This is a genomic window from Nitrosospira multiformis, from assembly GCF_900111585.1.
Lineage (GTDB): Bacteria > Pseudomonadota > Gammaproteobacteria > Burkholderiales > Nitrosomonadaceae > Nitrosospira > Nitrosospira multiformis_B.
In genome coordinates this window covers 285,768-297,764 of sequence record NZ_FOHI01000004.1, presented here as the reverse complement: position 1 = coordinate 297,764, position 11,997 = coordinate 285,768, and the positions used below count along the sequence as shown (strand labels likewise).

The following is an 11,997-nucleotide window of genomic DNA, read 5'->3' as shown; positions in this document are numbered from 1 at the left end:
CTTCACGCCTATTCGCTGATTCGCTGCTTCTTCATCGGGGCAGCAGCATGGCGCCTCTGGCGTTGCAATAGGAAATGAGATTTCCGCCTGCTCTCTTTGCTCCGATCCCCGATTTTGCGGCAGTGGATAAGGCAGCGCCGGGCAGTGGATAAGGCAGCGCCGAATATACGGTGTTGTTCACCCCGTTAATCAGCGCATTGCGCAGCACTGCCTCCTCTTATCATTACCGTACCTGCCTGCCCATCAGTCGGATAGCGATGCCGGATAAACTCGAGAAGAGTGCGGGGAGTAGCTGCGCCAAAAAAACGTGACGATGCCATTAAATGTTTCTCCTGGACCACCGTTAATAAGCATAACAGCAGTTGATTAGCTTCGGGTAATGAGGCTAACCAAAGTTGACGGCTGTAGTTGTAATTTCATGAAAAATTAGTCGAGGAGATTTACATGGCTGCAATCATCAATACCAACGTCATTTCCATGAATGCGCAGCGTAACCTCAACGGTTCGCAGAACGCACTCGCCACTACATTGCAACGCCTGTCTTCCGGCCTGCGCATCAACAGCGCCAAGGACGATGCTGCAGGGCTGGCGATTTCGGAACGCATGACTTCCCAGATCAAAGGCTTCACTCAGGCAATCCGCAACGCCAACGACGGCATCTCGATGTCTCAGACGGCGGAAGGCGCACTGGGCGAAATCGGCAACAACCTGCAGCGCATACGCGAGCTGGCCGTGCAATCGCGCAATGCCAGCAACAGCGCAAGCGACCGCACTGCGCTCAACAATGAAGTCCAGCAGCTCAAGGCCGAAATCGACCGTGTTGCTTCGACCACGACGTTCAACGGCATCAAACTGCTTGATGGTACTTTCACCAATCAAGACTTTCAGGTAGGCGCCAATGTGGGCGAGACTATCAATATTGCCAGTATCGTCAATGCACAAAGCTCTGCTCTGGGAACCACTACCACTTACTCAACCACCGTTGCCGGCGCAGTCGTCACGGGATTTGCGACGCCAGCAGATGACATCGTCGCGGGTGATTTGAAAATAAACGGGGTTGACGTGGGCGCCATTACCGCAGGCGGCTCGGCTGCCGCTCAGGGGATAGCCGTAAGAACGGCGATCAACCTGATTACGGGCACCACCGGGGTAACTGCGACTGACGATGGCGCCGGCAAGGTGACACTGACCAGCACGTCCAGCGACGGCATCACTGTGGCCATGAGCGGTACGGCCAACACCGCACGGACCGGTCTGACTGCCGGCGCAACCGCAGCAACGGCAACGACCGCTGCTGGCTTCGGCGCGCTGAAGATAGACACCACCGCCGATGCCGATACCGCCATCGCTTCGATGGATTCCGCATTGAGCGCGCTCAACGCGGCGCGTGCCGATCTCGGTGCGTACCAGAACCGGTTCACATCAGCAGTTGCAAACCTTCAAACTGTCTCCGAGAACCTGTCCGCTTCGCGCAGCCGCATCATGGATGCCGATTTCGCGGCGGAAACGGCGGCACTTTCACGCAACCAGGTGCTGCAACAGGCGGGAACAGCCATGCTGGCTCAGGCAAATGCAATGCCGCAAAGCGTATTGTCCCTGCTGAGAGGCTAATCGCTGGTAAACGGCCTCGCCTGAATGGCCGGATGTGTGATGAACGGGGATCGGAAGCTTGCTTGCGATCCCCGTTCGAACCCTCTGGAGTCAATAATGAAAATCGAACAATCCGGAGCCGCCATTCAACTAGGGATCGGTTCCAGAGCAACCGAAGGTGAATTCCTATACGGCGATGTTCGCCAAGGAAATCCATCCTCGCCGCCGCAGACCGTGCAGGTTAAACAGGAAACGGAAAAGGAAACAACTTTACTCGCTGGCTCGAGTCTGGAATTCAGTATCGATACCGATACTGACAGGATAGTAATAAAAATTATAGACAATGAAACCCGGGAACTCGTAAGGCAGATTCCCATGGAAGAAATGCTTGCCCTGGCAAAGACCATGAATCAGCTACAGGGTTTGTTGCTGCGCACCAAAGCCTGATGGTGCGATAGGGCAACGCCGCTGGAAACAGGAAAAAGAAGAGGACAGAAAAATGGCGATTACCGCTGCCGGAGCAGGTTCGAACCTGGATGTAAATGGCATAGTCAGCCAGTTGATGGCGGCCGAACGCACGCCGCTTGCTTTGCTTCAGAAGCGCGAATTCGACTACCAGGCAAAACTATCCGCTTATGGAACCCTGAAAGGTGCCTTGTCTGCTTTTCAGACGGCAATGCAGGGACTGGCTGATCCTGCAAAATATCATGCTGTTAGCGCGAGTGCGGCAGATAGCTCCCTGTTGACTGCAACCGGGAATAGCAATGGCAAGGCGGTGCCGGGTAGTTATTCGGTGGAAGTACAGCAGCTTGCCCAACAGCAGAAAATCCGTTCCGAAGGATTTGCCAGCACGTCAAGCACCGTAGGCAGCGGGACTTTGACGATACAGTACGGCACTTATGATAGTGTCCTGAATACCTTTACTCTCAACAATGCGAAACCAGCGCAAACGATAACGATCGAACCCTCCAGCAACACCCTCTCCGGCATGCGTGACGCCATCAACGCAGCCAATGTCGGGGTGAGTGCAACGATTGTGAATGACGGCGCCAGCAACAAACTTGTGCTGACCGCAAAGGATACAGGGGCGGCGAACAGCCTGAAGATTACAGTCAGCGATGACGATGGGGGCAATCTCGACGCAACCGGACTCTCCGCTCTTGCCTTCGATCCAACGGGGGGAACGGGCTCCGGCAAGAATCTCACCCAAGTGCAGGCCGCGCAGGATGCGAAACTCCGGATCGACGGGATTGATATCGTCAAGTCCTCGAACACGATTACAGACGCAATTGAAGGCGTCACACTCAGTCTGCTCAAAACGAATGCAGGCAGCCCGATTACACTGAATGTTTCACCGGATACCGCTGCTGCGAAGACAGCGGTGGAAGCATTCGTAAAGTCATACAACAGCATCAATCAAACGCTTTCCGACCTCAGCGCCTATAACCCGGGAGCAAAGAGGGGCGCGATATTGCAGGGGGATTCCGCAGCGTTTTCGATTCAGCGCGGAATTCGATCGGCGTTAACAGCCATGATGGGTGACGGTAGCGGTTTCACCTCCCTTTCCCAGATCGGTGTTACCTTGCAGAAAGACGGCAGTCTGGCGGTGGATTCCGCAAAGCTGCAGGCGTCGATGAATACCGAATTTGAACAGATCGGCAGGCTGTTTACGATAGGCGGCACCTCCACCGATAGTCTGATTACGTACGAAGGGGCCACGGATAAGACAGTGGCTGGAAATTATGCCGTTACGGTTACACAACTCGCAACTCGTGGCAGCCTCAGCGGAAGCCAGGCGGCAGGGCTAACGATAACGGCAGGAGTCAACGATCAACTTAATTTTAATGTGGATGGGGTGGCAGCCAGTATTACGCTAGCCGAGGGAATTTATGCTTCCGCGGATGCATTGGCGGCCGAGGTGCAAAGCAAGCTGAATGGTTTCTCTGGCCTGACAACCGAAGGAATTTCAGTATCGGTTTCCCAGTCCGCTGGCGTATTGAGTGTCATGTCGGCGCGCTATGGATCCGTCTCCAGTGTTGTCCTCACGGGAGGTAATGGTGCGGGCAATCTGCTCGGGGCCGGTCCTGTGGGAGCGACGGGAATGGATGTCGCAGGCTCCATCAATGGTGTTTCCGTTATAGGATCGGGACAGATGCTGACGGCCGCTGGCGGAGGAACGGCCGAAGGTCTGCGCGTCGCCATTCACGGCGGCGCGCTCGGCACTCGGGGAGCAGTCGAGTTCTCGCGAGGTTATGCCGAGCGATTGAGCAAGGTTGCAGAAGGATTTCTCGCCACTGAGGGAGTGATCGCCACCCGAGTCGATGGACTGAACGCCAGTATCAAGGATCTCGACCGGCGCCAGGAGGATTTTAGCCGTCGACTTGAAACCGTTGAGGCGCGTTACCGGGCACAGTTCGCTGCGCTCGATGCCATGCTGGGCAGCTTGACCCAGACGAGCCAGTTCCTTCACCAACAACTGGCCTCGCTGCCAACTCTCAACGAAAAATGACAGAGGAGTAAATATATGTATTCAGTACCTCGCTGTGGTGTAAACGCATATGCCCGGGTTGGTCTTGAAACGGGTGTAATCGCCGCCAGTCCTCATAAACTCGTCCTGATGCTGTTTGAGGGAGCGCGGATAGCATTGGCTTCGGCGCTTACTCATACGCGAAGCGGCCAGATCGCGGCCAGGGGTGAAGCGATTTCCAAAGCCATTGCAATCATCAACTCCGGATTGCAAGCCAGCCTGGACATCAAAGCGGGAGGAGAGCTCGCACAGCAATTGAACGCACTTTATGAGTACATGGGACGCCGGCTGCTACAGGCTAATGTTCATGACAAACCGGAATATATCGAAGAGGTAAGTGGCCTTCTTGGCGAGCTGCACGAAGCATGGGAAGCGATCGGCTCGTTCACGCAGTCAAGTGAAGAGGGAGGGATGATTTCATCCGTCACTCATGACGATATTGCCAATCTGAAAAAAGCGTAATGATGATGACAAGTGCAGAAAACCTTGCTGTGTTTCAGTCTCTTTCCGACCTTACCGGAGAGATGAGAGAGGCTGCCCAAGGGAGTGAGTGGGATCGGCTTGCAGGATTGGAGCGACGCTGCGCAGCCTTGGTGGCGCAACTCGAGAGTGCGGAGGCGGTGCGGCTTCCCCCGGATATGCAGCGGCGGAAAGTTGAGCTGATTCACAAGATTCTGGCCGATGACGCAGCGATACGCGAGTACACGGAGCCCTGGATAAGACAGGTTCAAGCTCTGCTCGGTACTGCCAGTCGCTCGCGGTGCGTGCGTCAGGCATATGAGTCGGGGGCGTGGAATTTCTGAGCAGAAATTCCGGGAGCAAGCTCTCGTAGCACCATCAAAAATGTGAATTAACCCTTAGGTAGGCGCAGGATCAGGGCGAGCGGGGGAAAATGACTTAGGGCAAACGGGGAGACGAAGGATTCGGGAAGAGTTCCTCGTGGGGAGGGCAAGCTTCATTCCAGGCTTTCCCAACCCTCTGACGAGACAACGGGAAGAGGGCCCCAGGTAGATTCCATTCAATGGGGTACAGATAGACCCGTTTAATTCGTCCAGACACCCCGGCAGTGGATCAACACCAGAACAGGAGAATTCGATCTGCGTGCGATCGACTCAATCGCGGCAATAACTTCAATCCGTCCGGTTCAGTCCTCACTTCAAAGACGTGAGGATTTTACTTCGTTCCTCGCCGGACTGGAGCCCGGGCGTTCTCTGAGAGCGCAGGTACAAGCCCTGCTTCCCAATAACGAATTCGTCGTAATGCTGTACGACCGGGAGGAGCAGGATGGGCAGGTGTTACAGATGAAATTGCCCCGGAGTGCGCACTTGGGCGAAACCTTCAATCTGATTTTCCTGTCCCGCGCGCCAAAGCCCACGTTCGGGCTCGTGCTTGACTCTCAAGCATTGACTCCTCAGTTGAGTGAAATCGGACGTTTCATCAGCACACTGCTCCAGCAGCCGCTTCCACTTCCTTCTGTCAGTCGATCTGCGCAGCCGGAGGCGGCGCCATTACTGTCCGCGCCACCACGTGAGGTTACGCCGGGGCAGCATACGCAACTCGCTCAAGGATTGATGCAAGCAATAAGTTCAAGCGGGTTGTTTTATGAGTTCCATCTGATGCAGTGGGTGGCCGGCAAAAGATCATTGGCAAGCCTGCTGCTGGAACCGCAGGGGCGTTTATCGGAAAACCTCTTGCAGTCGCCCGGTACTGCTCCACCCCCGGCTTCACCGGGAGGCGAGCTTCGTTTGGCAGCTCACCCGCATCAGGATTATTTGAATCCCATGCATCGCGATACTCAAGCACTCTTGCGGCAGCAACTGGATGTTCTGGAAAGCGGGCATCTTCAATGGCAAGGCGAGATCTGGCCCGGCCAGACTATTGAGTGGGATACAGTCAAAGAAAAGATGGGCGACACGGAAAGGAGCAGGGCTGCACAGTGTGCCGTATGGAAAACCAGTGTACGTCTTACGCTACCGAATCTGGGATCCATCAGCGCAGTTCTGAGGCTGGGTGAGTCCGGAGTCGAGGTTCGTCTTGCTGCAACCGAATCATCAGCCGCGATCCTGCGGGCAGGGGTAGGATACCTCGTCGCAGGATTGGATTCGGCGGGAATCAGATTATCGAGTATGGGTATTGAGGCGGATGAAAAGGCTGAATCGATCTGAGGCTGCCGTTGCGCTGGCGTATCGCACCGGCGACCATGCCCCGCAGATTGTTGCCAAGGGACGCGGTCTGGTTGCGGAAAATATTATTCGGGAGGCACGAAGACACGGAGTTTTCGTTCATGAATCTCCGGAACTGGTGTCCTTGCTCATGCAGGTGGATCTGGATCAGCATATTCCCCCGCAGCTCTACCGGGCGGTGGCGGAATTGCTCGCATGGCTTTACAAGATGGAAGCCGGGGATCAGAGCAGTGAGGAGTCCCCATCAATCCCGGTCAGCTCCTAAACCGGCATATTCATAATATCCTGATAGGCTGCAACCAGCTTGTTGCGTACTTGCACAGTGTACTGAAACGAGATGGATGCTTTCTGCAGCGAGATCATTGCTTCAGTCAGATTGGCCTCGGGCGCGCCCAATTCAAAATCTCTGGCAAGCTTAGATGCATGCTGTTGACCGTTATTGACATGATCCAGCGATCTCCTGAATACGGTTGCGAAATCGACACGTCCCGCTTCACTTCCAGTTTCGTCTCCATTCGCTATTGTCCCGACTGAACCCGCTTTGCCGCCAGCAAGCGCAGCGCCTGCGCGTAGCTGGGTGAGCATCGAATCTATGTTTGAAATATCCATGGTTTCCGGCAAGTACTTTTGAAAGGTATACAAGATAGCACTCTCTCCTGTGTTCCGTTTTTTGAAAAGGCCGCAAAACCAGTTTCTTTTTCCCGCATTGAAAGCTGCAGCCATGGTGATAATGGCGACTCTCAAGAGGTTTGCCAAGATACGCCTATCCCATATATGACAAAGAAACGCGATTCGATCTGGAGCACAGGACTGGGGAGAAACAGGTGACAGCGGGTGCGAATGCCACAACAATTAACAGCGCAATGAACAGCGCCGCAAACAACGCGGTCAATGGCGCGGTAAGCAGTGTTCAGGGTCGACTGCAAAGCTTTCTGACGCGATTATCCAGCCAGCAGAAAATCGGTCTCATGCTGACCGTTTCTTCCGTGGTTGCGTTGCTGGCGGCCGGATGGATGTGGACTCAGGGACCGGACTACAAGGTGCTGTTCAGCAATGTCTCCGACGGTGATGGCGGCGCAATCATCGCATCCCTCCAGCAAATGAATGTGCCCTACAAATTTGCCGAAGGCGGCGGAGCGATACTCGTCCCATCAAGTCAGGTGCACGACACTCGCCTCAAACTTGCGTCCCAGGGGTTGCCAAGAGGAGGCCTGGTAGGTTTCGAGCTGATGGAAAACCAGAAGTTTGGTACCAGCCAGTTTCTTGAGCAGGTCAATTTTCAGCGTGCGCTGGAAGGTGAACTGGCCCGTTCCGTCCAGGCGTTGGCAGCTGTCGACAGCGCCAGGGTCCATCTGGCGATCCCGAAGCAATCGGTATTTATGCGGGAGCAACAGAAACCGAGCGCATCCGTGCTGGTGAATCTCTATCCCGGCCGCGCGCTCGATCCCCAGCAGGTCAATGCGATCGTCCACCTCGTTTCCAGCAGCGTCCCCAATCTGCATGTTAAGAATGTGACGATAGTGGATCAACAAGGCGATTTATTGACCAGGATCGATGAATCGAATGCCAATACGGGACTGGATCCAGCTCAGCTCAAGTACTTGCATGCGTTGGAGCAAAGCTATATCAAGCGGATCGAGGCGATTCTGATTCCCATCGTGGGACAGGAAAATGTTCGTGCCCAGGTCGCGGCTGAGGTGGATTTTGCACACTCCGAACAAACCAGCGAAACATACAGACCCAACCAGGACCCTGCAGGCTCCACGATTCGCAGCCAGCAGACTTCGGAATCCACGAGTGTGGGTACTCAGAATGAAGGCGGCGTTCCGGGCGCGCTTTCCAATCAGCCTCCGGTTCCGGCAACCGCTCCGGTTACCACGCCGCCGCCAGTACCTCCCGGAGCAACTACATCCCAATCCCGCGCCCCAAGCAGCACGCGCAAGGATGCAACCCTCAATTATGAAGTCGATAAAACAATCCAGCATGTGCGCAAACCGGTCGGCGGTATAAAAAGACTTTCTGTTGCAGTCGTGGTCAACCACCGCAAAGTTGTGGACGAGAATGGTGTTGTCAGCGCCAAGCCCCTGAGCGAGGTGGAAAAATCCCAGATTACAGATCTGGTGAAAGAGGCGGTGGGATTCAGCAGGGAACGCGGGGATACATTGAACGTGGTCAACAGTCATTTCACAGGTGTGGAACGGGAAGCAGCGCCAGAGCTCCCATTGTGGAAACAGCCCGAGGCCGTTGAACTGGCTCAACAGATCGGAAAAACACTTCTGATTGGCGGCCTGATTCTGTATCTGGTGCTAGGTGTGCTACGTCCCTCGCTCCAGCGCATCAACCAGCCGGAACCCCCGTTGTTGACGGAATCCAGGAACGATGACCAGGATGTGCAACCCGTTCCCGCATTGAAACCTGCGGCCCAACCTTCCGAATACGAGCAAAGACTGACGCTCGCGCGCCAGCTTGCAAAAAAAGAGCCGAAGCTGGTGGCAAACGTCGTTAAGCAATGGGTGGCGGGTCATGAATGAGGAGGGCATCTACAAGAGTGCAGTTCTGCTCTTGTCATTGGGAGAAGACGAGGCGGTGCAGGTACTGAAACATCTCAATCAGCTGGAGGTACAAAAACTCGGCGCTGCGATGGCCAAGCTCAGGAACCTGAGCCGGGAGCAGGTCGATAGTGTTCTGAGCGATTTTTGCGGCCGGGTCATGCACGAGCCGCTTCTTCTGGATGTCGATCCGGAAAACTACGCGCGGACGGTGCTCGAAAGAGCTTTGGATGAAGATAAGTCGACAGACAACATCAGCCGCATTCTCGAGGGACATGACACGAGTGGAATCGAAGGACTCAAGTGGGTTGACTCGCAGTCAGTCGCGGAACTCATCAAGGGGGAGCACCCGCAGATCATTGCTACCATTCTCGTCCACCTCGATCGTCACCAGGCCAGTGAAATTCTTGGGCAATTGAGCGAGCAGCTTCGCAATGATGTCCTGCTGCGTATCGCCACGCTCGAGGGCATTCAGCCTTCCGCATTGCGCGAACTCAATACAGTGCTGACCGATTTGTTGTCCGGCAGTGAAAATATCAACAAAAGCTCAGTGGGCGGCATTCGTACCGCGGCGGAAATCATCAACTTCATGGGTAGCGCCGCGGAAACGTCGGTGCTTGATAATCTGCGGGAATTCGACGCGGATCTGGCGCAAAAAATAATGGATCAGATGATTGTATTCGAGAATCTCATGGATATTGACGATCGTGGAATTCAGATGCTGCTGCGGGAAATTCAATCTGACATCCTGGTGATCGCGCTGAAAGGCGCAGCCTGGGATCTGCGTGAAAGGATTTTCAAGAATATGTCGAAACGTGCATCTGAAATCCTGCGTGAAGACCTCGAAGCGATGGGACCCGTAAGAGTAAGCGAAGTTGAAAACCATCAGAAGCAGATATTACAGGTCGTCCGGCGACTCGCAGATGAGGGGCAAATCGTGTTCGGCAGCAAGAACGAAGAAAGCTACGTATGAGTAAGGTTGGTGCGCAGGCAAAAACTTTCGGCGAAAGACCAAGAATGACGTCTCGGGCAAACCAGATCATTCTCAAGGAAGATTTGTCGGCCTATCGTCGCTGGGAAATGGATGTCCTGGAGCAAGGCGTAGTGCTCGAAGGGCCGGCTGACACTTCAGTGGATACCAAAGACGAGACAATGCCTGAGCAAATACAGGTTGCGCTGCCTACAGTCGAGGAAATCGAAAAAATTCATCAGGAGGCCCGCCAGGAAGGTTATGACGCAGGCTATGAAACTGGCCGGGAAGCTGGCATGAAAGCTGGTTACGATGCTGGCCGCGAGCGTGCCAGCTTTGAAGCCGGGCAATTGACGGCGGCATTTGGCGGTCTCCAGGAAGCCTTGGCAAGTGCTGATCAGCAGATTTGCAATGCTCTACTTTCCCTTGCACTCGACGTCGCCAAAGAGATGGTGCGTGAGGCATTGCGGGTGAAACCGGAACTTGTTTTCGCGGTTGTTCGCGAATGTATCCAGTCTGAGCCGGTACTCGGTCAGCCGGCACAGCTATTCTTGCACCCGGATGATGCTGCCCTGGTACGCACCCACCTGAATCAGGAGCTTGACCATTGCGTCATTAACCTCGATCCTCGTCTGGAGCGGGGAGGATGCCGGGTCAGGGTGGGACCCAGCGATATCGATGCCACTGTGTCGACACGCTGGCGGCGCATAACGCAGGCGCTGGCGCAACATAATGACTGGCTGGAGCGTCATTGATGGAAACCTTATCCCATACCGACCGATGGCAAGGATTTCTCAAAAACTGCAGTGGGCTGGCCGGGGTGTCGCCGCCCTTCCAGATTTCCGGAAGTCTCACACGTGTTACCGGATTGATAATGGAGGCAACGGGCCTCAAGCTGGCTGTGGGCAGTGGATGCACCATACTGATGCCCAACGGTAACAGCATGGAGGCCGAGGTGGTGGGTTTTCATGGTGACAGGCTTTACCTGATGCCAGCGCATGGCATGTTCGGATTGGCGCCCGGTGCCAAGGTCGTGCCGTGGGATCGCACCGGCGTGCTCTCTAACCCGGGCAGCGCATCCCGCCGGCGGCGCCGAGCGTCTGATCAGATCAGCCGATTTCCAGTGGGAGAAGCGCTACTGGGAAGGGTGGTGGATGGCACGGGACGTCCTCTGGATGACCTTGGCTCGTTAGAAGTGGAACGTTCGGCTTCGCCCACGGGTTCGCCCATCAACCCGCTCAATCGGGAACCGATCAGCGAGGTCCTTGATGTAGGGGTGCGCGCGATAAACGCCCTGCTTACGGTGGGGCGCGGCCAGCGCATGGGCCTTTTTGCCGGTTCCGGCGTGGGAAAGAGCGTCCTGCTCGGCATGATGGCGCGCTATACCAGCGCCGATATCATTGTCGTGGGATTGATTGGTGAGCGCGGAAGAGAGGTCAAGGATTTCATCGAGCAAATCCTGGGTGCTGAAGGATTGGCACGTTCGGTGGTAGTGGCAGCACCCGCGGATACCTGGCCCCTGATGAGATTGCAGGGTGCATCCTATGCGACTTCTGTCGCTGAATACTTTCGGGACCAGGGAAAAAATGTTCTATTGATCATGGACTCACTCACCCGCTATGCAATGGCGCAGCGTGAGATCGCGCTGGCGATCGGGGAGCCCCCCGCGACCAAAGGGTATCCGCCTTCAGTATTCGCTAAACTGCCGCAATTGGTGGAAAGGGCGGGGAATGGAGTCAAAGGCAGCGGTTCGATCACCGCTTTTTATACAGTGTTAGCCGAAGGGGACGATCAGCAGGACCCCATCGCGGATGCGGCAAGGGCGATTCTGGATGGTCACATCGTGCTTTCGCGGCAACTGGCGGAAAGCGGGCATTATCCTGCCATCGATATCGAAGCCTCCATCAGTCGCGCCATGACCAGCCTGATCTCGCCTGAATATTTTGAGCAGGTGCGTAATTTCAAGCAGCTTTTTTCACGCTACCAGCGTTCGCGCGACCTGATCAGCGTAGGAGCATATTCCCCGGGGAATGACAGGTTGCTGGACCGGGCGATTGCCTTGTATCCAAAACTCGAACATTTTCTTCAACAAACCATGGTGGAGCGCGCAGGGTATGAAGAGAGTACCCGAAGCCTGGAAGCTCTGCTGGCTTCAAACCCCAATTAATCTCAATTAGC

The 11,997-nt window shown here is 55.2% G+C and carries 13 protein-coding genes; 11 read left to right on the top strand and 2 right to left on the bottom strand.

The genetic code is table 11. The annotated features are described in order from the left end of the window. Positions 1-31: 31 nt before the first annotated feature. Entirely contained in the window at positions 32-208 is a 177-nt protein-coding gene (locus BMW46_RS15375; RefSeq protein ID WP_177171067.1) for a hypothetical protein, read from the bottom strand. 236 nt (positions 209-444) lie between these two features. Here BMW46_RS15375 and BMW46_RS08630 point away from each other — a divergent pair, with 236 nt between their 5' ends. From BMW46_RS08630 to BMW46_RS08600, 7 genes are all read left to right on the top strand, one after another. After that, positions 445-1,611 carry a flagellin gene (locus tag BMW46_RS08630; RefSeq protein WP_074707246.1) on the top strand — a complete coding sequence of 389 codons (1,167 nt, stop codon included), beginning with the start codon at positions 445-447 and terminating at the stop codon, positions 1,609-1,611. A 96-nt stretch (positions 1,612-1,707) separates the two neighbouring features. Continuing rightward, positions 1,708-2,037, top strand: a complete 330-nt coding sequence (locus BMW46_RS08625; RefSeq protein WP_074707244.1) for a flagellar protein FlaG — start codon at positions 1,708-1,710, stop codon at positions 2,035-2,037. A 52-nt stretch (positions 2,038-2,089) separates the two neighbouring features. Beyond that, the gene (gene fliD / locus BMW46_RS08620) at positions 2,090-4,099 is read left to right on the top strand and encodes a flagellar filament capping protein FliD (RefSeq protein WP_074707241.1); all 2,010 of its coding nucleotides are present in this window, start codon (positions 2,090-2,092) and stop codon (positions 4,097-4,099) included. A 15-nt stretch (positions 4,100-4,114) separates the two neighbouring features. Beyond that, entirely contained in the window at positions 4,115-4,579 is a 465-nt protein-coding gene (gene fliS / locus BMW46_RS08615; RefSeq protein WP_074707238.1) for a flagellar export chaperone FliS, read from the top strand. Next, a complete protein-coding gene (locus tag BMW46_RS08610; RefSeq protein ID WP_074707235.1) occupies positions 4,579-4,920 on the top strand; it encodes a flagellar protein FliT in 342 nt (113 codons plus the stop codon). The genes fliS and BMW46_RS08610 overlap by 1 nt, the downstream gene beginning before the upstream one ends. Positions 4,921-5,376: 456 nt before the next feature. Next, complete coding sequence (gene fliK, locus BMW46_RS08605) at positions 5,377-6,282, top strand: flagellar hook-length control protein FliK (protein ID WP_074707233.1); 906 nt, start codon at positions 5,377-5,379, stop codon at positions 6,280-6,282. Next, positions 6,260-6,565, top strand: coding sequence for an EscU/YscU/HrcU family type III secretion system export apparatus switch protein (locus BMW46_RS08600; RefSeq protein WP_074707230.1), 306 nt, complete (start codon positions 6,260-6,262; stop codon positions 6,563-6,565). Before fliK ends, BMW46_RS08600 begins: the two co-directional genes overlap by 23 nt. Here BMW46_RS08600 and fliE read toward each other — a convergent pair. After that, positions 6,562-6,909, bottom strand: a complete 348-nt coding sequence (fliE, locus tag BMW46_RS08595; RefSeq protein WP_074707400.1) for a flagellar hook-basal body complex protein FliE — start codon at positions 6,907-6,909, stop codon at positions 6,562-6,564. The genes BMW46_RS08600 and fliE overlap by 4 nt on opposite strands. A 215-nt stretch (positions 6,910-7,124) precedes the next feature. Here fliE and fliF point away from each other — a divergent pair, with 215 nt between their 5' ends. The 4 genes from fliF to fliI are packed head-to-tail and all read left to right on the top strand — an operon-like array spanning position 7,125 to position 11,986. After that, on the top strand, positions 7,125-8,831 hold the full coding sequence (gene fliF / locus BMW46_RS08590; RefSeq protein WP_081355749.1) for a flagellar basal-body MS-ring/collar protein FliF: 1,707 nt from the start codon (positions 7,125-7,127) through the stop codon (positions 8,829-8,831). Continuing rightward, the gene (gene fliG, locus BMW46_RS08585; protein WP_074707227.1) at positions 8,824-9,822 is read left to right on the top strand and encodes a flagellar motor switch protein FliG; all 999 of its coding nucleotides are present in this window, start codon (positions 8,824-8,826) and stop codon (positions 9,820-9,822) included. Before fliF ends, fliG begins: the two co-directional genes overlap by 8 nt. Then, a complete protein-coding gene (locus BMW46_RS08580; protein WP_081355742.1) occupies positions 9,819-10,574 on the top strand; it encodes a flagellar assembly protein FliH in 756 nt (251 codons plus the stop codon). Before fliG ends, BMW46_RS08580 begins: the two co-directional genes overlap by 4 nt. Beyond that, on the top strand, positions 10,574-11,986 hold the full coding sequence (gene fliI, locus BMW46_RS08575) for a flagellar protein export ATPase FliI (RefSeq protein ID WP_074707224.1): 1,413 nt from the start codon (positions 10,574-10,576) through the stop codon (positions 11,984-11,986). The genes BMW46_RS08580 and fliI overlap by 1 nt, the downstream gene beginning before the upstream one ends. Positions 11,987-11,997 lie beyond the last annotated feature (11 nt).

What these genes read in the sequence shown, in the direction of transcription:
- BMW46_RS08630 (WP_074707246.1), top strand. Translation starts at nt 445, where the DNA reads ATGGCTGCAATCATCAATACCAACGTCATTTCCATGAATGCGCAGCGT.
- BMW46_RS08625 (WP_074707244.1), top strand. Translation starts at nt 1,708, where the DNA reads ATGAAAATCGAACAATCCGGAGCCGCCATTCAACTAGGGATCGGTTCC.
- fliD (WP_074707241.1), top strand. Translation starts at nt 2,090, where the DNA reads ATGGCGATTACCGCTGCCGGAGCAGGTTCGAACCTGGATGTAAATGGC.
- fliS (WP_074707238.1), top strand. Translation starts at nt 4,115, where the DNA reads ATGTATTCAGTACCTCGCTGTGGTGTAAACGCATATGCCCGGGTTGGT.
- BMW46_RS08610 (WP_074707235.1), top strand. Translation starts at nt 4,579, where the DNA reads ATGATGATGACAAGTGCAGAAAACCTTGCTGTGTTTCAGTCTCTTTCC.
- fliK (WP_074707233.1), top strand. Translation starts at nt 5,377, where the DNA reads ATGCTGTACGACCGGGAGGAGCAGGATGGGCAGGTGTTACAGATGAAA.
- BMW46_RS08600 (WP_074707230.1), top strand. Translation starts at nt 6,260, where the DNA reads ATGAAAAGGCTGAATCGATCTGAGGCTGCCGTTGCGCTGGCGTATCGC.
- fliE (WP_074707400.1), bottom strand. Translation starts at nt 6,909, where the DNA reads ATGGATATTTCAAACATAGATTCGATGCTCACCCAGCTACGCGCAGGC.
- fliG (WP_074707227.1), top strand. Translation starts at nt 8,824, where the DNA reads ATGAATGAGGAGGGCATCTACAAGAGTGCAGTTCTGCTCTTGTCATTG.
- BMW46_RS08580 (WP_081355742.1), top strand. Translation starts at nt 9,819, where the DNA reads ATGAGTAAGGTTGGTGCGCAGGCAAAAACTTTCGGCGAAAGACCAAGA.
- fliI (WP_074707224.1), top strand. Translation starts at nt 10,574, where the DNA reads ATGGAAACCTTATCCCATACCGACCGATGGCAAGGATTTCTCAAAAAC.